14 protein-coding genes are annotated in these 19,127 nt (G+C 60.7%); 9 read left to right on the top strand and 5 right to left on the bottom strand.

Translation table 11 applies throughout. From position 1 onward, the window contains the following. Positions 1-231: 231 nt before the first annotated feature. Positions 232-2,973, bottom strand: coding sequence for an aconitate hydratase AcnA (gene acnA / locus CAF76_RS27185; RefSeq protein WP_085649308.1), 2,742 nt, complete (start codon positions 2,971-2,973; stop codon positions 232-234). A 221-nt stretch (positions 2,974-3,194) separates the two neighbouring features. On the opposite strand from acnA, the gene rlmM reads away from it, so the two are divergent. After that, positions 3,195-4,268 carry a 23S rRNA (cytidine(2498)-2'-O)-methyltransferase RlmM gene (rlmM, locus tag CAF76_RS27180; protein ID WP_085613111.1) on the top strand — a complete coding sequence of 358 codons (1,074 nt, stop codon included), beginning with the start codon at positions 3,195-3,197 and terminating at the stop codon, positions 4,266-4,268. A 65-nt stretch (positions 4,269-4,333) separates the two neighbouring features. Then, complete coding sequence (gene tusA, locus CAF76_RS27175) at positions 4,334-4,585, top strand: sulfurtransferase TusA (protein WP_007953079.1); 252 nt, start codon at positions 4,334-4,336, stop codon at positions 4,583-4,585. Between the two features lie 50 nt (positions 4,586-4,635). On the opposite strand, the gene CAF76_RS27170 is transcribed toward tusA, so the two are convergent. Next, entirely contained in the window at positions 4,636-6,045 is a 1,410-nt protein-coding gene (locus CAF76_RS27170) for an MATE family efflux transporter (RefSeq protein WP_064598137.1), read from the bottom strand. A gap of 179 nt (positions 6,046-6,224) precedes the next feature. Between CAF76_RS27170 and pdxB the strand changes: the two genes are divergently transcribed. Beyond that, complete coding sequence (gene pdxB, locus CAF76_RS27165) at positions 6,225-7,367, top strand: 4-phosphoerythronate dehydrogenase PdxB (protein WP_085649307.1); 1,143 nt, start codon at positions 6,225-6,227, stop codon at positions 7,365-7,367. A 57-nt stretch (positions 7,368-7,424) separates the two neighbouring features. Here the strand turns inward: pdxB and CAF76_RS27160 are convergent, their stop codons facing one another. Beyond that, complete coding sequence (locus CAF76_RS27160; RefSeq protein ID WP_064598133.1) at positions 7,425-7,604, bottom strand: PA1571 family protein; 180 nt, start codon at positions 7,602-7,604, stop codon at positions 7,425-7,427. Positions 7,605-7,863: 259 nt separating this feature from the next. Between CAF76_RS27160 and CAF76_RS27155 the strand changes: the two genes are divergently transcribed. Continuing rightward, on the top strand, positions 7,864-9,657 hold the full coding sequence (locus CAF76_RS27155) for an ABC transporter transmembrane domain-containing protein (RefSeq protein WP_178076204.1): 1,794 nt from the start codon (positions 7,864-7,866) through the stop codon (positions 9,655-9,657). A 93-nt stretch (positions 9,658-9,750) separates the two neighbouring features. Here CAF76_RS27155 and CAF76_RS27150 read toward each other — a convergent pair whose 3' ends face one another. Then, positions 9,751-11,679: a transglycosylase SLT domain-containing protein gene (locus tag CAF76_RS27150; RefSeq protein ID WP_085649306.1), complete on the bottom strand. Its 1,929-nt coding sequence runs from the start codon at positions 11,677-11,679 to the stop codon at positions 9,751-9,753. Positions 11,680-11,894: 215 nt separating this feature from the next. On the opposite strand from CAF76_RS27150, the gene CAF76_RS27145 reads away from it, so the two are divergent. After that, a complete protein-coding gene (locus tag CAF76_RS27145) occupies positions 11,895-13,817 on the top strand; it encodes an ATP-binding cassette domain-containing protein (RefSeq protein ID WP_011335198.1) in 1,923 nt (640 codons plus the stop codon). Positions 13,818-13,892: 75 nt separating this feature from the next. On the opposite strand, the gene CAF76_RS27140 is transcribed toward CAF76_RS27145, so the two are convergent. Beyond that, positions 13,893-14,330, bottom strand: coding sequence for a universal stress protein (locus CAF76_RS27140; RefSeq protein WP_011335197.1), 438 nt, complete (start codon positions 14,328-14,330; stop codon positions 13,893-13,895). Between the two features lie 103 nt (positions 14,331-14,433). On the opposite strand from CAF76_RS27140, the gene CAF76_RS27135 reads away from it, so the two are divergent. The 4 genes from CAF76_RS27135 to CAF76_RS27115 all read left to right on the top strand — a co-directional run bounded on the left by CAF76_RS27135 (position 14,434) and on the right by CAF76_RS27115 (position 19,098). Further along, entirely contained in the window at positions 14,434-14,871 is a 438-nt protein-coding gene (locus CAF76_RS27135; protein WP_085649305.1) for a hypothetical protein, read from the top strand. A gap of 539 nt (positions 14,872-15,410) precedes the next feature. Continuing rightward, entirely contained in the window at positions 15,411-17,558 is a 2,148-nt protein-coding gene (fadB, locus tag CAF76_RS27125) for a fatty acid oxidation complex subunit alpha FadB (RefSeq protein WP_064598124.1), read from the top strand. Between the two features lie 29 nt (positions 17,559-17,587). Further along, positions 17,588-18,763 carry an acetyl-CoA C-acyltransferase FadA gene (gene fadA / locus CAF76_RS27120; protein ID WP_085613118.1) on the top strand — a complete coding sequence of 392 codons (1,176 nt, stop codon included), beginning with the start codon at positions 17,588-17,590 and terminating at the stop codon, positions 18,761-18,763. 98 nt (positions 18,764-18,861) lie between these two features. Beyond that, entirely contained in the window at positions 18,862-19,098 is a 237-nt protein-coding gene (locus tag CAF76_RS27115) for a DUF1653 domain-containing protein (RefSeq protein ID WP_007953059.1), read from the top strand. Positions 19,099-19,127 lie beyond the last annotated feature (29 nt).

Below are 19,127 nucleotides of genomic sequence, written 5' to 3'. Positions count from 1 at the left end.
TTTTCGACTATTGCCGATTGGATCCACAGCGTAATCTAGCCTCATCAACTGAAGCACAGGGAGTGTTTCAGGATCACGGATGATCGACCATTAGCAAGGATCGCTGCCGACAGGGAGTCGATAATGGTCTTGGGAAAAACCCGCTTCGGCGGGTTTTTTTTCGTCTGCAGAAAAGTGCCGTGCTCAAACAGAAACACCGCCGATCTGGCGGTGTTTCTGCATCTGCAGGTCTTACGAGGCGATCAACTGGCGCAACACGTAATGCAGAATCCCGCCGGACTTGAAGTACTCCACCTCGTTCAAGGTGTCGATGCGGCACAGCACTTCGATTTTCTCCTGCCGTCCGTCTTCACGGGTGATGACCAGGCTCAGGTTCATCCGTGGCGTCAGCTCGACACCGCTCAGGCCCTGGATATCCAGGGTTTCCTTGCCGGTGAGGTTCAGGCTCTTGCGGTTCTGATCCAGTTTGAACTGCAACGGCAGCACGCCCATGCCCACCAGGTTGGAGCGGTGGATGCGCTCGAAGCTTTCGGCGATCACCGCTTTCACGCCCAGCAGATTGGTGCCCTTGGCCGCCCAGTCGCGGCTGGAACCGGTGCCGTATTCTTGCCCGGCAATCACCACCAGCGGCGTGCCTGAGGCCTGATAACGCATGGCCGCGTCGTAGATCGCCAGTTTCTCGCCGGTCGGAATGTAGATCGTGTTGCCACCCTCTTCGCCGCCGAGCATTTCGTTGCGGATACGGATATTGGCAAACGTGCCGCGCATCATCACTTCGTGGTTGCCCCGGCGCGAGCCGTAGGAGTTGAAGTCCCGTGGCTCGACGCCTTGCTCGCGCAGGTAACGCCCGGCCGGGCTGTCGGCCTTGATGTTGCCGGCGGGGGAGATGTGGTCGGTGGTCACCGAATCGCCCAATAGCGCCAGCACTCGCGCACCTTTCACATCGGCGATCACCGGCAATGGCCCGGCAATGTCATCGAAGAACGGCGGATGCTGGATGTAGGTCGAATCCGCCTGCCAGACGTAGGTCGCGGCTTGCGGGACTTCGATGGCTTGCCACTGTTCGTCACCGGCAAACACCTCGGCGTATTCCTTGTGGAACATCGCCGTGTTGACCTGATTTACCGCGTCGGCGATTTCCTTGCTGCTCGGCCAGATGTCACGCAGGTACACCGGGTTACCTTGCTGGTCGTTACCCAGCGGTTCGCTGCTGATATCGGTGCGCACAGTGCCGGCCAGGGCGTAGGCGACCACCAGCGGCGGTGACGCCAGCCAGTTGGTTTTCACCAGCGGATGCACCCGGCCTTCAAAGTTGCGGTTGCCGGACAGCACCGATGCCACGGTCAGATCGGCTTTCTGGATGGCTTTTTCGATCGGTTCCGGCAGCGGTCCGGAGTTGCCGATGCAAGTGGTGCAGCCGTAACCCACCAGTGAAAACCCGAGCTGGTCGAGGTACTGCGTCAGCCCGGCGGCCTTGTAGTAATCGGTGACCACTTTCGACCCCGGTGCCAGCGAACTCTTCACCCACGGCTTGCGGGTCAGGCCTTTTTCCACGGCTTTTTTCGCCAGCAGGCCGGCGGCCATCATCACGCTCGGGTTGGAGGTGTTGGTGCAGGAGGTGATCGCGGCAATCACCACGGCGCCGTTTTTCAGGCGATAGGTGTGGCCGTCGTACTCGTAATCCGTTTCGCCGACCAGATCGGCATTGCCCACCGCCACGCCACCACCGCCTTCGCTTTCCAGGCGTCCTTCTTCCTTGCTGGTGGGTTTGAACTGCAAGTCGAGGAAGTCGCTGAACGCCTGGCCGACATTCGGCAGCGAGACGCGGTCCTGCGGGCGTTTCGGTCCGGCGAGGCTGGCTTCGACGCTGCCCATGTCCAGCGCCAGACTGTCGGTGAACACCGGTTCCTGACCGGGCAGGCGCCACAGACCCTGAGCCTTGGTGTAGGCCTCGACCAGCTTCACCACTTCAGGCGGACGGCCGGACAGGCGCAGGTAGTCAAGGGTCACGTCATCCACCGGGAAGAAGCCGCAGGTCGCGCCATATTCCGGGGCCATGTTGGCGATGGTTGCGCGGTCGGCCAGCGGCAGGTCGGCGAGGCCGTCGCCATAGAACTCGACGAATTTGCCGACCACGCCTTTCTTGCGCAGCATCTGGGTGACGGTCAGCACCAGGTCGGTGGCGGTGATGCCTTCCTTTAGTTTGCCGGTAAGTTTGAAACCAATCACTTCCGGAATCAGCATCGACACCGGCTGCCCGAGCATCGCCGCTTCCGCCTCGATCCCGCCGACGCCCCAGCCGAGTACGCCGAGGCCGTTGATCATGGTGGTGTGGGAGTCGGTGCCGACCAGGGTGTCGGGGAAGGCATAAGTGCGGCCGTCTTCGTCCTTGGTCCACACCGTGCGGCCGAGGTATTCGAGGTTGACCTGGTGGCAGATCCCGGTGCCCGGCGGCACCACGCTGAAGTTATCGAAGGCGCTCTGGCCCCAGCGCAGGAAGGCGTAGCGTTCGCCGTTGCGCTGCATTTCGATGTCGACGTTCTGTTCGAAGGCGCTGGCGCTGGCGAACTTGTCGACCATCACCGAGTGGTCGATCACCAGATCCACCGGCGACAGCGGGTTGATCCGCTGCGGATCACCACCGGCCTTGGCCATGGCGGCGCGCATCGCGGCCAGATCGACCACGGCGGGTACGCCGGTAAAGTCCTGCATCAGCACGCGGGCCGGGCGGTACTGGATTTCCCGGTCGGAGCGGCGCTCCTTGAGCCACGCGGCAATGGCCTTGAGGTCGGCGCCGGTGACGGTTTTTTCATCTTCCCAGCGCAGCAGGTTTTCCAGCAGGACTTTTAGCGACATCGGCAGCCTGTCGAGATCGCCCAAGGTCTTGGCGGCATCCGGCAGGCTGAAATAGTGGTAAGTCTTGTCATCGACTTTAAGGGTTTTCAGAGAATTCAGACTATCGAGGGACGGCATTACGATCACTCCTTTGAATCCGCACGGCTACGGACTGAGGGGACGGGCAGAGCTATCAACGTAGCCCTGTTTTCAGTAGCTGGCTAATAACTGGACTCTATGGGCAAGTCCAAGGTTCCGACATGGGCTATCATGCGCCGGTTTTCGTGACAGGCTTTGCTTCAACGCAAGTCTGGGCATCGCGCAGGGGATGAATGATCGCCCTCTGCCCAGGAGTAAGAATGAACACCCTATTCATGCATTGCCGGCCAGGCTTCGAAGGCGAAGTCTGCTCGGAGATTTCCGACCTCGCCGCCCAACTGAACGTGGCCGGCTACGCCAGGGCCAAACCGGCCACCGCCTGCGCCGAGTTCGTCTGCACCGAAGAAGATGGCGCCGAGCGTCTGATGCGTGGCCAGCGTTTCGCCGAGCTGATCTTCCCGCGCCAGTGGGCGCGCGGGTTTTTCATCGATCTGCCGGAAAACGACCGCATCAGCGTGATCCTCGCGCACATGGCTGAATTCCCGGTGTGCGGCAGCCTGTGGCTGGAAGTCGTCGACACCAACGACGGCAAGGAATTGTCGAATTTCTGCAAGAAGTTCGAAGGCCCACTGCGCAAGGCGCTGACCGGCGCCGGCAAACTGGTGGAGGACGCGAGCAAGCCGCGCCTGCTGCTGACCTTCAAAAGCGGTCGTGAGGTGTTTCTCGGTCTGGCCGACGCCGGCAACTCGGCGATGTGGCCGATGGGCATTCCGCGCCTGAAGTTCCCGCGCGAGGCGCCGAGCCGTTCGACCCTGAAACTGGAAGAGGCCTGGCACCACTTCATCCCCCGCGATCAGTGGGAAGATCGCCTGCACAGCGACATGACCGGCGTCGACCTCGGCGCTGCGCCGGGCGGCTGGACCTGGCAACTGGTCAATCGCGGCATGCTGGTGACCGCCATCGACAACGGCCCGATGGCCGAAAGCCTGATGGACACCGGTCTGGTGCAGCATTTGATGGCTGACGGTTTCACCTTCAAACCCAAGCAACCGGTGGACTGGATGGTCTGCGACATCGTCGAGAAACCGGCGCGCAACGCCGCGATGCTCGAAGAGTGGATCGGCGAGGGGCATTGTCGGGAAGCAGTGGTCAACCTCAAGCTGCCGATGAAGCAGCGTTACGCCGAAGTGAAGCGCTTGCTCGAGCGTATCGCCGACGGTTTCAAGGCCCGTGGGATCAAGGTCGACATCGGTTGCAAGCAGCTGTACCACGACCGTGAGGAAGTGACCTGCCATCTGCGCCGCCATGACGTGAAGAAAGCCAAAGCCCGCTGAGCGCACGACAGGTGACCGAACACCCGGCATTGGGCGACAATGCCGGCCAGTTTCAGGAGTGAATCATGAGTGAAATGATCGATACGCCGGTCGACGGCACCCTCGATGCTACGGGCCTCAACTGCCCGGAGCCGGTGATGATGCTGCACCAGCACATCCGTGACCTGGTGCCCGGCGGCCTGCTCAAGGTGATCGCCACCGACCCGTCGACCCGCCGCGACATCCCCAAGTTCTGCGTGTTTCTCGACCATGAACTGGTGGGGCAGCACGAAGAAGCCGGGACCTATCTCTACTGGATCCGCAAGAAGTCCGGTTGATCGCAAGGCAAAAAAAAGACCTGCAAATGCAGGTCTTTTTTTATGGCCGGTCAGCCCATCGAACGGCTGATGCGAATGCGTTTGCGTGCGCTGCGCGTCAGGCGGATCGACAGCATCAGCGCCGCGCAGCTGAGGCCGACGATCAAACCTTCCCACAAGCCGCTCGGGCCGCGTGGCTCGCCGAGCCAGTCGGTCAGGCCGAGGGCGTAACCCACCGGCAGACCGATGCCCCAATAGGCGAACAGGGTCAGGATCATCGTCACCCGGGTGTCCTGATACCCGCGCAGGGCGCCGGCGGCGGTAACCTGAATCGCGTCGGAAAACTGGAACAGCGCCGAGTACACGATCAGCATCGCCGCGATGTGAATCACCATCGGGTCAGAGGTATAGATCGCCGCAATGTGTTCGCGCATCAGCAGCATCATGCTCGCCGACAGGCAGGCGTAAGCCAGTGCAGTGCCCATGCCGACGCCCGCCGCGAATCGCGCTTCACGGGGTTCTTCACGGCCCAGGGCCTGGCCGACCCGCACGGTCACGGCCATGCCCAGCGAGTACGGAATCATGAACACCAGCGAGCTGACGTTCAGTGCGATCTGGTGCCCGGCCACCACCGTGGCGCCGAGGCTGCCGATCAGCAGCGCGATCACCGCGAAGATGCTCGACTCGGCAAACACCGCGACGCCGATCGGCAGACCGATGGCCAGCAAACGCTTGATCACCGCCCATTGCGGCCAGTCGAAGCGGCTGAACAGTTCGCTCGATTTGTAGGCCGGCGCCCAGCGCTCATAACCGGCCAGACCCAGCGCCATCACCCACATCACGATCGCCGTGGCCCAGCCGCAGCCGACGCCGCCCATCGCAGGCACGCCAAAGTGGCCATAAATGAACACGTAGTTCAGCGGAATGTTCAGCGCCAGACCGCACAGGCCAAGCACCATCGCCGGGCGGGTGCGACCGAGACCGTCACTGGTGCAGCGCAGCACATGGTAGAAGGCCACTGCTGGTAGGCCGCTGGCAATGCCGTGCAGGTACTGCATGCACGGGCCGATCAGTTCCGGATCGACTTTCATCAGATGCAGGATCGGTTCGGCGCTGAACAGCATGGAGGTTGCCATCAGGCCCACCACCAGTGCCAGCCACAGGGCCTGGCGCACGATCGGGCCGATTTCACTGTGGGTGCCGGCGCCGAAGCGCTGGGCGACTTTCGGCGTGGTGGCCAGCAAAGTGCCGGTCATCAGCAGGAACACCGGCACCCAGATCGAGTTGCCCAGCGCCACGGCCGCCAGATCCTTGGGTCCGACGCGCCCGGCCATCACCGCATCGACGAAGCCCATGGCGGTGGTCGCCAGTTGCGCGATCATGATCGGCAGGGCCAGGCCGAGCAGGTTTTTCAGCTCCAGGCGAACCCGGGCAGGGCGGTTGAGGGAAACGGCGGCAGGGCGGTCAGTCACGGAATTCACAGGCAAAGCGTCCACAGGGGTTGATGCGCAAGGCCGGGCATTCTACGCCGCTGACGTAACGGTCAGGAAAAATCCTCTGTTGCGTATTTGTAATCGAGGCGCCTCATCAAGAAATCACAGCCTGCTGGCTCATCGCAGTCCCAGCGCCTACACTGCCGATCCGCCCAAGGAGCCCCGCCATGCTGATTGTTGCCGACGAAAATATCCCGCTGCTCGATGCCTTTTTTGCCGGTTTCGGCGAGATCCGCCGGGTTTCGGGCCGTTCCATCGACCGGGCTACGGTCGAACACGCCGATGTGCTGCTGGTGCGCTCGGTGACCAACGTCAACCGCGCACTGCTCGAAGGCAGCAAGGTGCGTTTTGTCGGCACCTGCACCATCGGCACCGATCATCTGGATCTCGATTACTTCAGCGAGGCCGGCATCACCTGGTCCAGCGCGCCCGGCTGCAATGCCCGGGGCGTGGTCGATTACGTGCTTGGCAGTCTGATGACCCTGGCTGAAATCGAAGGCGTCGATTTGCGTGAACGCACTTACGGCGTGATCGGTGCCGGTGAAGTCGGCGGTCGCCTGATCAAGGTACTGAAAGGCTTGGGCTGGAACGTGAAAGTCTGCGACCCGCCACGTCAGGCGGCCGAGGGCGGCGACTATGTCAGCCTGGAGCAGATCATCGCGCAGTGCGATGTGATCAGCCTGCATACCCCGCTGACCCGCAGCGGAGACGGCGCGACCTGGCATTTGTTCGACGAGCAGCGTTTGCAGCAGCTCAAGCCCGGCGCCTGGCTGATCAACGCGGCGCGCGGTCCGGTAGTGGATAACACCGCGTTGCGCGAGGTGCTGCTGGAGCGAGAAGACCTGCAAGCGGTGCTCGATGTCTGGGAAGCCGAGCCGCAAGTCGATGTGGCGCTGGCCGAACTCTGCGTGCTGGCTACGCCGCACATCGCCGGTTACAGCCTCGATGGCAAACAGCGCGGCACGGCGCAGATCTATCAGGCTTACTGCGACTTTATCGGTGAGCCCGCCACCATTCAGCTCGGTGATCTGCTGCCGGCGCCGTGGCTGTCGGAAGTTTCCCTGCATGCCGACAGCGATCCGGCCTGGGCGCTGGCGATGTTGTGCCGCGGTGTGTACGACCCGCGCCGGGACGATGCGGATTTCCGTCGTACGCTGCTGGGCAGTGTCGGTGAGCAACGCGCCGCGTTTGATCTGCTGCGCAAACAGTATCCTTCGCGACGCGAAATCGAAGGCTTGAAGGTGCGGATCGAGGGGGATTCGCCCGTCTTGCGCCAGATCGTGACCGCGCTGGGGGCTGTGGCGGTATAAACAGCGGGCAGAAAAAACCCGGCCTGCAGGGGCCGGGTCAGGAAGACGGTGGCGATATCACTTTTGTTCGGCAGGCTTGACCAATCGCTTCTCCAGTTCGCGGCAGGCGTCCTGGATCATGTCTTCAGTGATTGGCACTTCGCGCCCATCCTTATCGATGATCGAGCAACCCAGAGGTTGGCCGGGCTTGGTGCGGATCACTTCAATTTTGTCATCGCTGCTGTGTTGCAAGGACATGGCCTGTCTCCTCATCAGGTTGTGTGCCTAGATTAAAACCGTCAGGTGACCAGGCTGTGACAACTCCCTGCTGTCGATCCGGAACGGCATCTCCACTCAAACAGAAATGACCGTCTGTCTCAACCCGGACCTTAGACCAATAGCGTCTAGGGGGTAGTCTTGCCGGTCATAATTAACCTGACTCATTGTGATTTGCAGAGTTCCACCCCATTTGACTCTGTAGGCTGGCCCTATCCATCAGCACACGACGTGAACCTGAATGATCTCGATGCTTTCCTCGCGCCACCGCCGGGCCTTGCGCCTAACCAGTCATTTCCTTGCTCCCTATCGCTGGCCGGCCTTCGGCGCACTGCTGGCGCTGATCGTCACGGCGGGCATCACCCTGTCGATGGGGCAGGGCATCAAGTTGCTGGTCGATCAAGGCTTCATGACTCAATCGCCGCACTTGCTCAATCAATCCATCGGCCTGTTCATGCTGTTGGTGGTTGGCCTGGCGGTCGGCACCTTTGCGCGGTTTTATCTGGTGTCCTGGATCGGTGAGCGCGTGGTGGCAGACATTCGCCGGCAGGTGTTCAACCATCTGGTGTACCTGCACCCCGGATTCTACGAAGACAATCGCAGCTCGGAAATCCAGTCACGATTGACCGCTGACACCACATTGCTGCAATCGGTGATCGGCTCGTCGCTGTCGCTGTTCCTGCGTAATCTGCTGATGGTCATTGGCGGTGTCGTGTTGCTGTTCATCACCAACCCCAAACTCACCAGCATCGTGGTGATCGCACTGCCGCTGGTGATTGCGCCGATCCTGATTTTCGGCCGTCGCGTGCGCAACCTCTCCCGGCTGAGTCAGGACCGGATCGCCGACATCGGCAGTTACGTCTCGGAAACCCTCGGCCAGATCAAGACCGTGCAGGCCTACAACCATCAGGTGCAGGACGAACAGCGTTTCGCCAGCACCGTCGAGCAGGCGTTCGAGACCGCGCGCAAACGGATTTTCCAGCGGGCCTGGCTGATCACGCTGGTAATCGTGCTGGTGCTCGGCGCCGTCGCGGTGATGTTGTGGGTCGGCGGCATGGACGTGATCGCGGGGCGGATTTCCGCGGGTGAACTGGCGGCGTTCGTGTTTTACAGCCTGATTGTTGGCAGTGCGTTTGGCACGTTGAGCGAAGTGATTGGCGAGTTGCAGCGAGCGGCCGGCGCTGCGGAGCGAATTGCGGAACTGCTGCGTTCGGAGAATATTATTCAGCCACCGACCACAGGGTTGGTGACGTTGCCGGGGCGGGTCAAAGGCGAGCTGGAATTACAGGATGTGCGTTTTTCCTACCCTTCGCGTCCCGAAAGTCTTGCCGTCGATGGCTTGAGTCTGACGATCAACGCCGGAGAAACCCTCGCGCTTGTAGGACCGTCCGGCGCGGGCAAGTCCACGGTGTATGACTTGCTGCTGCGTTTCTATGATCCCCGGGAAGGGCGGATCCTGATCGATGGCGTGCCGCTGACGAGCCTTGATCCGCTGGACTTGCGTCGCTGCTTCGCGCTGGTCTCGCAAACCCCGGCGCTGTTCTTCGGCAGTGTCGAAGAGAACATTCGCTACGGCTGCCCGACCGCCACGCTGGAGCAGGTGCGGGAGGCGGCCAGAATCGCCCACGCCCACGACTTCATCGAACAGATGCCCGACGGCTACCAGACCCATCTGGGCGACGGTGGCCTCGGTCTGTCAGGCGGACAACGCCAGCGCCTGGCCATTGCCCGGGCGTTGCTGGTCGACGCGCCGATCCTGCTGCTCGACGAAGCCACCAGCGCCCTCGATGCCCAAAGCGAACACCTGATCCAGCAAGCGCTGCCGAGCCTGATGCAAAACCGCACCACGCTGGTCATCGCCCACCGGTTGGCCACGGTGAAAAACGCCGACCGGATCGCGGTGATGGATCAGGGCAAACTGGTGGCGATTGGTACGCATCAGGAGCTGATCGCCAGCAATCCGCTGTATGCGCGGTTGGCGGCGTTGCAGTTCAGTGATGGTCATCAGGCTTTGACCGACCAAGTAACCGACTAAGTAACCGACCTAGTAGAGCGCCATAAAAAATGCCCGCATCTCTCGATGCGGGCATTTTTGTTTACGTCGATCTATCGGCGATACGCGCCCCGATCACTGATCGTCGAAATACCGCTCATGCCAGTCCACCAGCGGCTGTGGCGAGTTGAGTTTCTGGCCGTAGATCACCGAATAGGACAACACGTTCTGTACGTACTGGCGGGTTTCGTCGAACGGGATGCTTTCCACCCACACGTCGAAGCTCAGGTGGTCTGCGCCGCGCAGCCATTGGCGCACGCGGCCGGGGCCGGCGTTGTAGGCGGCGGAGGCGAGTACGCGGTTGCCGTTGAACTGGCTGTGCACCTGGCTCAGATAGGCGGCGCCGAGCTGGATGTTTTTATCCGGATCCAGCACTTGCTGCGGCGAGGCCAACGGAATGCTGAACTTGCGCGCGGTTTCCTTGGCGGTGCCGGGCATCAGTTGCATCAGGCCGCTGGCGCCGACGCTGGAGCGGGCGTCGTCCATGAACGCACTTTCCTGGCGGGTGATGGCGAACACCCAGCTCGAATGCAGGCCGCGCACCTTGGCTTCGCGTACCAGAGTGTCGCGGTGAGCCATCGGGAACCGGATGTCCAGATCATCCCAGTACTGCGCCTGACTGATGGTGCGGATAGCCGGGAAGTACCATTTCAGGTCGTAGGCCAGTTTTGCCTGGGCGACCATCTCGTCGCGGTTGAAATGCCGGCTGACGTGATACCACTCGCGGCGACCGTCGACGATCTGCCCACGGGCGTGGAACTCCAGTGCACGACGTACGCCAGGGGTGTTGCGCACTTTGTTGATCAGCGCCTGACTGAGCACCAGCGGCTTGTTGTTCAGCGAGTACGGCGATTGCGAGCGGTCAGCGGCGAGGAAGCCGTAGAAATCACGTTCCCGCGACAGGTTCTTGTACAGCGTCTGCGCCTCAGGGTTCTGTGGTTGGGCCAGTTCCAGGCTGCGGGCCTGCCAGTAGCGCCAGCGGTTGGTGGTGGCCAGGTCCTGTGGCAAACGGCGGGTCAGTTGGTAGGCGTCATCCCAGCGCGCCAGGCGCAACAACAGACGCAAGCGCCATTCGGACACGGTGTTGTCGCGCAGTTCCGGATCGTATTTGGTCATCACGTCCAGCGCGCGGCTGTCGAAGCGGCGGGCCAGCGTCAGGCCGATTTCCCGGGCGATCGCGACTTTTTCATCCCGGGAGAAATGCATGCTGCTGGCATAACCGTCGAGCAGGGCCATGGCCTTGTCCGGGTCCTGACGCGCGAGGCGGCGCAGGCCGAGGCTGACCACGTCCGACATCGGTTCATCGGCCGGCGTGAAGCGCGACGGCTGGTTGAGCAATTCCGGTTTCTGCGCCACGTCCACCAGCAGGCGGCCGCGCGGGGCGAGGGTGGTCAGGCCGTTGACCAGGCTGTTGGCCAGCGGATAGTTGCGGTGCTGGGCGGCGAGTTTGGCGCGTTCCCAGCGTTTCTGTTCGGTCAACTGACCTTCGGCGGCCCACATTCCGAACAGCGCATCGCAGGCGGCGGGCTGGGATTTACCGGTCAGCCACAGTTTCTCGGCGTTGGCGTAGCCCTCGGCCTTCTTGTTGTGGCTGATCTGGTACTGCGCGTTGAGGCAGTCCAGTTCGGTGAAATTCAGTTTGGGGTCGTAATACTTGACGAACGTCGCCCAGTCGCCGCGATCGGCCAGCCAGCGCAGCCAGCGCAGTTTCATCCAGTTGGCCTGGGGCAGGTCACCGTGCTCGGCGAGGAATTTTTCGATCTCCGCGTTGCTGGCGGTTTTCAGGCGGGCGGTCAGCTCGTCGTAGGCGAGGTACGGCTCCAGCGGATAATCGGCGAGGGCCTGGCTGTAACGGAAATACGGGCCGCTGTCGCCCTTGGCCAGGGCGCGCTTGGCTTCATCGTAATACTGGCGTTGGGTGGACAGGTCCACCGCCTGGACGGATTGAACGGCAGCGGCGGAAAGCAGCAAACATGACAAAACACTGAAGAGGCGACTGCGCATGAGACATCCGGGCAGAGAAATCATGACAAGTGCCGGCTCAAGGCCGGCACTGAATTGCCTGTAGCTTAGCCTTTTGCCAGCAAGGGGCGAAAGCTTTGCCGACCTTGCAGCACAAGTTCGCAACAATTGTTGTGCAGAGTGCGTCAGCGGCGAAATTGCCGGCCTGTTCGGGCCTCGATTCAGGTAGAATGCGCGCCCGGTTTTTGGAGAAGCTCATGACCCTGCTCAAATTCAGCGATGTGTCCCTTGCATTCGGCGCGATGCCGTTGTTGGACAAGGTGTCCTGGCAGATCGCCCGTGGTGAGCGGGTGTGCATCATCGGCCGCAACGGCACTGGCAAATCCAGCATGATGAAACTGGTCAAGGGCGACCAGAAGCCTGATGACGGCTCGGTGTGGCGTGCCCCCGGTCTGAAAATCGGTGAATTGCCGCAGGAATTGCCGGTGGCCGACGAGCGGACTGTGTTCGACGTGGTCGCCGAAGGTCTCGACGGCGTTGGCGCCTTGCTCGCCGAATACCATCACCTGAGCCAGAACATCGTCACCGATGCCGATCTGGACAAGCTGATGCACGTTCAGCACGACCTCGAAGCCCGCGATGGCTGGCGCTTGCAGACCCTGGTCGACAGCACCCTGAGCCGCCTGCAACTGCCGGCCGACAAGACCCTCGCCGAACTGTCCGGCGGCTGGCGTCGTCGTGTGCTGCTGGCACAGGCACTGGTGTCCGAACCGGATCTGCTGCTGCTCGACGAACCGACCAACCACCTGGACATCGGTGCGATTGCCTGGCTTGAAGAAGCGCTGAAGGATTTCCAGGGCGCCGTGCTGTTCATCACGCACGACCGTTCCTTCCTGCAAAACCTTGCCACCCGCATCCTCGAACTGGATCGGGGTGGCCTGATCGACTGGAACGGCGACTACGCCAGTTTCCTCGTTCACAAAGAAGCCGCACTGGCTGCCGAAGAAACCGCGAACGCGCTGTTCGACAAGCGTCTGGCCCAGGAAGAAGTGTGGATTCGCCAGGGCATCAAGGCCCGTCGTACCCGTAACGAAGGCCGCGTCCGTGCCCTGAAAGCATTGCGTGTTGAGCGCAGCGAGCGTCGCGAGCGCACCGGCAAGGCCAACATCCAGCTGGAAACAGCGGAGAAGTCCGGCAAGCAGGTGATGGTGCTGGATAACGTGAGCTTCGCGCATCCGGGCGGTCCGTTCCTGATCCGCGATTTCTCCATGGTGCTGCAACGCGGCGACCGGATCGGCCTGCTCGGCGCCAACGGTACCGGCAAGACTACCCTGCTGAAACTGATGCTCAGCGGTCTGCAACCGACCAGCGGCAAAGTGGAAGAGGGCACCAAGATCGACGTGGCCTACTTCGACCAGTTGCGTCATCAGCTGGATCTGGAAAAAACCGTGATCGATAACGTCGCCGAAGGTCGCGACTTCATCGATATCGACGGCCAGAGTCGCCACGTGTTGAGCTACCTCGGCGACTTCCTGTTCAGCCCGCAGCGTGCCCGCACGCCGGTGAAGGCGTTGTCCGGTGGCGAGCGTGCGCGTCTGTTGCTGGCCAAATTGTTCAGCAAGCCGGCGAACCTGCTGGTACTCGACGAACCGACCAACGACCTCGACGTGGAAACCCTCGAGCTGCTCGAAGAAGTGCTGCTGACCTTCAACGGCACCGTGCTGATGGTCAGCCACGACCGGGCATTCCTCGACAACGTGGTCACCAGCACCCTGGTCTTCGAAGGTGAAGGCAAGGTTCGCGAATACGTCGGCGGCTATCAGGACTGGATCCGTCAGGGCGGTTCGCCGCGTCTGCTGGGCGTGACGGAAAGCAAATCCGGCAAGGCTGACCTGAACTCGGCGGTGGTCACTGCTGAGCCGGCTCCGGTTGCCGCACCTGTTGCTGCGGCCCCGGCTGCGAAGAAGAAGCTGAGCTACAAGCTTCAACGCGAGCTGGAAGCCTTGCCGGGCGATATCGACGCCAAAGAGCAGCAGATTGCTGCTGTCGAGGCTGAAATGGCTGAGGCCGGTTTCTATCAGCGTCCGCCGGCCGAGACGGCCAAGGTCATTGCTTCTCTGGAGCAATTGCAGGCGGAGCTGGATGCCTTGGTCGAGCGCTGGGCCGAGCTCGACGCCTGATTGATTCCAGGCATGAAAAAGCCCGGCGTCCAGTGATGGGCGCCGGGCTTTTCAGCTTTTCATAAGTGACTGGTATCAGCGTTTGACCAGGTGCACCGCCAACACATCGCATGGTGCGCCGTGCAGCACGTCATTGGCGGTCGAGCCCAGCAACAATGCAAGACCATGCCGGCCGTGACTGCCGACCACGATCAGGTCGCACTGCTGTTCCTTGGCAAAATGGTGGATTTCCTGACGTGGCTGGCCATAGGTCAGGTGGCAGTTGGCGCCTTCGAGCTCGGTGTACTTGTGCTTCAGGCGTTCGAGTCGTTCCTTGGCCTGGTCGAACTGCTGTTGTTGCAGTTGTGACAGATCCATCGGCACGTCACCGCCGAAGGCCATGGCCATCGGTTCAACGATATGCACCAGCGACAGCTTGGCGCCATTGCTCACCGACAGCTCTCGGGCGCGGTGGATCACAGGGTCGCACTCTTCGGTCAGATCTACGGCGACCAGGATATGGTGGTAGGGCATGAGGTGCTCCTCGTGAGGGATCAATATTGGTAAGTATGGCTGGTTTCAAGCGCATTGGTTCCAAAGTGACGCAATGGGCTCATCAGGATTCGGGAGTAGAGATATGACGGTCTGGCTGGTGGTGTCAATCCTGCTGGTGGTGTTGAGTCCGCTGGCGTGGTTGCGCCCGTCCCGTGCACAGAGTGGCCGGATAGCCTTGCGCACGGAGGCCCGGCGTATCGGGCTGGCCATGCAGCTGGCACCTCAAGAGTGGCCGCACTGGATGTCTCAGGAGCCGCCGAACCCGTGTGCGCAATACCATCGGCCACGCCGTGGCAAGCAGCCGGCGTGCTGGACGTACTGGCAGAAATCACCGGGAGTGTGGGTCAATCAGTGGCAGGAAGTCTGTGAAGATCCGCTGTTGCTGAATCATTTCGAAAAATTGCCGGGCAATGTTTTCAAGGTCGAGGCGGACAAGCAGATGATCGCCCTCTATTGGGGCGAGAAGGGTGAAGCATCGGTTTTGCTGGACATTGATGCCACGCTGAAAGCGCTGGCATGACTCGCGGAATTTTCGCGATGCAACGGCGCGAAATGTCCGGCAGACGAGCAATAAAAAGCCCGACATGATTCATCGGGCGGGGTTGGCCAGGCAGGCCGGAAAGTCTTTTTGGCGTTGAATCGGGTGATCCGGTCAACAAACGTGCGCCTGTTTTCCTTCGTAGTCCAGCCAGCGTAGCCTGTTAAACAAGGCGTGCCGTGAATTAGGGCGACTTTTCTAACTATTAATCTTATGAATGCCCCCACATGCAAGCGTGTGTGGCCGGGCTGCGTCCTACAGAAATGACCGCAAAGTCGCATTTCAACCCGTATTTTGGGCGATTGACAATTGTCGGAAATTCCGTGAAGGTGGCGTACCCAAATCAAACGGGCGTATGAATTGAGCGTTTGTATTGCAGACTGCTCCTACAGAATCCCGACTATCGCGTTGGCGGGTGTGCCGGGTGGATTGGTGTCAGCATTGACGAAAAAGCGTCCTGCCGAGCCATTCGCCTGCGTCCGACGTGTACTGTTCAGCTTCCATATCGTGGAGATCAGTTGATGATTTACGAAGGTAAAGCCATCACGGTTAAAGCTCTTGAAAGTGGCATCGTCGAATTGAAATTCGACCTCAAGGGTGAGTCCGTCAACAAGTTCAACCGTCTTACCCTGAACGAACTGCGTCAGGCCGTAGACACCATCAAGGCAGATGCTTCGATCAAGGGCGTGATCGTCAGCAGTGGCAAGGACGTGTTCATCGTCGGCGCCGACATCACCGAATTTGTCGACAACTTCAAGCTGCCGGATGCCGAGCTGGTTGCTGGCAATCTCGAAGCCAACAAGATCTTCAGCGATTTCGAAGACCTCAACGTTCCGACCGTCGCCGCGATCAATGGCATCGCTTTGGGCGGGGGGCTGGAAATGTGCCTGGCAGCGGACTACCGCGTCATGTCGACCAAGGCCAAGATTGGGCTGCCGGAAGTCAAACTGGGCATCTACCCGGGCTTCGGCGGTACCGTGCGTCTGCCGCGCCTGATCGGTGCCGACAACGCCATCGAGTGGATTGCCGCCGGCAAGGAAAATCGTCCTGAAGACGCGCTGAAAGTCGGCGCCGTCGATGCCGTGGTTGCCCCGGAAAAACTGCAGGATGCTGCCCTTGAACTGATCAAGCGCGCCATTTCCGGCGAGTTCGACTACAAGGCCAAGCGCCAGCCGAAGCTGGAAAAGCTCAAGCTGAACGCCATTGAACAAATGATGGCTTTCGAAACCGCCAAAGGTTTCGTGGCTGGCCAGGCGGGCCCGAACTACCCGGCCCCGGTCGAAGCGATCAAGACCATCCAGAAAGCCGCGAATTTCGGTCGTGACAAGGCGCTGGAAGTCGAAGCCGCAGGTTTCGTGAAACTGGCCAAGACCTCTGCCGCGCAGAGCTTGATCGGTCTGTTCCTGAACGATCAGGAACTGAAGAAAAAGGCCAAGGCCTACGACGAAATCGCCAAGGATGTGAAGCAGGCTGCCGTACTGGGCGCTGGCATCATGGGTGGCGGTATCGCCTATCAGTCGGCTTCCAAAGGTACGCCGATCCTGATGAAGGACATCAACGAGCACGGCATCGAGCAAGGTCTGGCTGAAGCCGCCAAGCTGCTGGTCGGTCGCGTTGATAAAGGCCGCATGACCGCCGCGAAAATGGCTGAAGTGCTCAACGGCATTCGTCCGACCCTGTCCTACGGCGATTTCGGTCACGTTGACCTGGTCGTTGAAGCCGTGGTCGAGAACCCGAAGGTCAAGCAAGCCGTTCTGGCGGAAGTCGAAGACAAGGTCAAAGAGGACACCATCCTCGCGTCCAACACCTCGACCATTTCCATCAGCCTGCTGGCCAAGGCCCTCAAGCGTCCGGAAAACTTCGTCGGCATGCACTTCTTCAACCCGGTGCACATGATGCCGCTGGTGGAAGTGATCCGTGGCGAGAAGTCCAGCGAGCTGGCAATCGCCACCACCGTTGCCTACGCCAAGAAAATGGGCAAGAACCCGATCGTCGTCAACGACTGCCCGGGCTTCCTGGTCAACCGCGTACTGTTCCCGTACTTCGGCGGTTTCGCCAAGCTGGTCAGCGCCGGTGTGGATTTCGTCCGTATCGACAAGATCATGGAAAAATTCGGCTGGCCGATGGGCCCGGCGTACCTGATGGACGTGGTCGGTATCGACACCGGTCACCACGGTCGTGACGTGATGGCCGAAGGCTTCCCGGATCGCATGAAGGACGACCGTCGTTCGGCCATCGACGTGCTTTACGAAGCCAAGCGTCTGGGCCAGAAGAACGGCAAGGGCTTCTATGCCTACGAGGCCGACAAGAAAGGCAAGCAGAAGAAAGTCGCCGATCCGTCGGTACTGGAAGTACTCAAGCCGATCGTCTACGAGCAGCGCGAAGTCACTGACGAAGACATCATCAACTGGATGATGATCCCGCTGTGCCTGGAAACCGTGCGTTGCCTGGAAGACGGCATCGTCGAAACCGCCGCCGAAGCCGACATGGGTCTGGTCTACGGTATTGGTTTCCCTCCATTCCGTGGCGGTGCGCTGCGCTACATCGACTCGATCGGTGTTGCCGAGTTCGTTGCCCTGGCCGACCAGTACGCTGATTTGGGCGCGCTGTACCACCCGACCGCGAAGCTGCGTGAAATGGCCAAGAACGGCCAGAGCTTCTTCGGTTAAGCGCCCCCAACTAGAGTGAGAGTGAACTTATGAGCTTGAATCCTAGAGACGTCGTGATTGTCGACTTCGGTCGTACTCCGATGGGCCGCTCCAAGGGCGGCATGCACCGCAACACCCGCGCCGAAGACATGTCGGCGCACCTGATCAGCAAATTGCTGGAACGCAACACCAAGGTCGATCCTGCCGAAGTCGAGGACGTGATCTGGGGCTGCGTCAACCAGACCCTGGAGCAGGGCTGGAACATCGCGCGCATGGCGTCGCTGATGACCCAGATCCCGCACACTTCGGCCGGCCAGACCGTCAGCCGTCTGTGCGGCTCGTCGATGAGCGCGCTGCACACCGCGGCGCAAGCGATCATGACCGGCAACGGTGACGTGTTCGTGGTTGGCGGCGTCGAGCATATGGGTCACGTGAGCATGATGCACGGTGTCGATCCGAACCCGCACATGTCCCTGTACGCGGCGAAAGCCTCGGGCATGATGGGCCTGACCGCTGAAATGCTGGGCAAAATGCACGGCATCACTCGCGAACAGCAGGACGCCTTTGGCGTGCGTTCCCACCAGTTGGCCCACAAGGCGACTGTGGAAGGCAAGTTCAAGGACGAAATCATCCCGATGCAGGGTTACGACGAGAACGGTTTCCTGAAAACCTTCGACTACGACGAAACCATTCGTCCGGAAACCACCCTGGAAAGTCTGGCGGCTCTGAAGCCGGCGTTCAATCCAAAGGGCGGCACCGTGACGGCCGGTACCTCGTCGCAGATCACCGATGGTGCTTCGTGCATGATCGTGATGTCGGCACAGCGCGCACAGGACCTGGGCATCCAGCCTATGGCGGTGATTCGCTCGATGGCGGTAGCGGGTGTGGACCCGGCGATCATGGGCTATGGTCCGGTACCGGCTACTCAGAAAGCACTGAAACGTGCCGGCCTGGGTATCAACGATATCGACTTCTTCGAGCTCAACGAAGCGTTCGCCGCACAGGCCCTGCCAGTGCTGAAAGATCTGAAAGTGCTCGACAAGATGAATGAGAAGGTTAACCTGCACGGCGGCGCGATCGCCCTGGGTCACCCGTTCGGTTGCTCCGGTGCCCGTATTTCCGGCACCTTGCTGAACGTGATGAAGCAGAATGGCGGCACCTTCGGGGTGGCCACCATGTGCATTGGCCTCGGCCAAGGCATCTCCACCGTCTTCGAACGCGTTTAAGCGTCTCGTCGATGGAAGCCGGGGCCAAGTGCCCCGGTTTTTGTTTTTGCGGATTTATTTTGTTTTTATTTTGAAAATATTTGAGTGAGGGCCAAAGCATGCCGATACAACCTGGGCTCTACCAACATTACAAAGGTCCGCAGTACCGCGTATTCAGTGTCGCGCGGCATTCCGAGACCGAAGAAGAAGTCGTCTTTTACCAAGCCCTGTATGGCGATTACGGCTTTTGGGTACGTCCCTTGAGCATGTTCCTGGAGTCCGTCGAGGTTGACGGCGAGCAGGTCCCACGCTTTGCTTTGGTGCAAGCCGAACCGAGCCTTTTTTCGAAGCCGTAAGGCGAGTGCGCGCAAAACCCTGCGCTTGA

This window comes from Pseudomonas sp. B40(2017), assembly GCF_002112855.1.
GTDB lineage: Bacteria > Pseudomonadota > Gammaproteobacteria > Pseudomonadales > Pseudomonadaceae > Aquipseudomonas > Aquipseudomonas pharyngis.
The sequence above is the reverse complement of the archived record's forward strand: the minus strand, read 5'-3'. Positions and strand labels throughout refer to the sequence as shown.

Excerpts from the sequence above, each read along its gene's own strand:
- tusA (WP_007953079.1), top strand. The coding sequence starts at position 4,334 with ATGAGTGAAATGATCGATACGCCGGTCGACGGCACCCTCGATGCTACG.
- CAF76_RS27150 (WP_085649306.1), bottom strand. The coding sequence starts at position 11,679 with ATGCGCAGTCGCCTCTTCAGTGTTTTGTCATGTTTGCTGCTTTCCGCC.
- fadB (WP_064598124.1), top strand. The coding sequence starts at position 15,411 with ATGATTTACGAAGGTAAAGCCATCACGGTTAAAGCTCTTGAAAGTGGC.
- CAF76_RS27140 (WP_011335197.1), bottom strand. The coding sequence starts at position 14,330 with ATGCCCTACCACCATATCCTGGTCGCCGTAGATCTGACCGAAGAGTGC.
- CAF76_RS27155 (WP_178076204.1), top strand. The coding sequence starts at position 7,864 with ATGATCTCGATGCTTTCCTCGCGCCACCGCCGGGCCTTGCGCCTAACC.
- rlmM (WP_085613111.1), top strand. The coding sequence starts at position 3,195 with ATGAACACCCTATTCATGCATTGCCGGCCAGGCTTCGAAGGCGAAGTC.
- pdxB (WP_085649307.1), top strand. The coding sequence starts at position 6,225 with ATGCTGATTGTTGCCGACGAAAATATCCCGCTGCTCGATGCCTTTTTT.
- CAF76_RS27135 (WP_085649305.1), top strand. The coding sequence starts at position 14,434 with ATGACGGTCTGGCTGGTGGTGTCAATCCTGCTGGTGGTGTTGAGTCCG.
- CAF76_RS27160 (WP_064598133.1), bottom strand. The coding sequence starts at position 7,604 with ATGTCCTTGCAACACAGCAGCGATGACAAAATTGAAGTGATCCGCACC.
- CAF76_RS27115 (WP_007953059.1), top strand. The coding sequence starts at position 18,862 with ATGCCGATACAACCTGGGCTCTACCAACATTACAAAGGTCCGCAGTAC.
- CAF76_RS27145 (WP_011335198.1), top strand. The coding sequence starts at position 11,895 with ATGACCCTGCTCAAATTCAGCGATGTGTCCCTTGCATTCGGCGCGATG.
- fadA (WP_085613118.1), top strand. The coding sequence starts at position 17,588 with ATGAGCTTGAATCCTAGAGACGTCGTGATTGTCGACTTCGGTCGTACT.
- acnA (WP_085649308.1), bottom strand. The coding sequence starts at position 2,973 with ATGCCGTCCCTCGATAGTCTGAATTCTCTGAAAACCCTTAAAGTCGAT.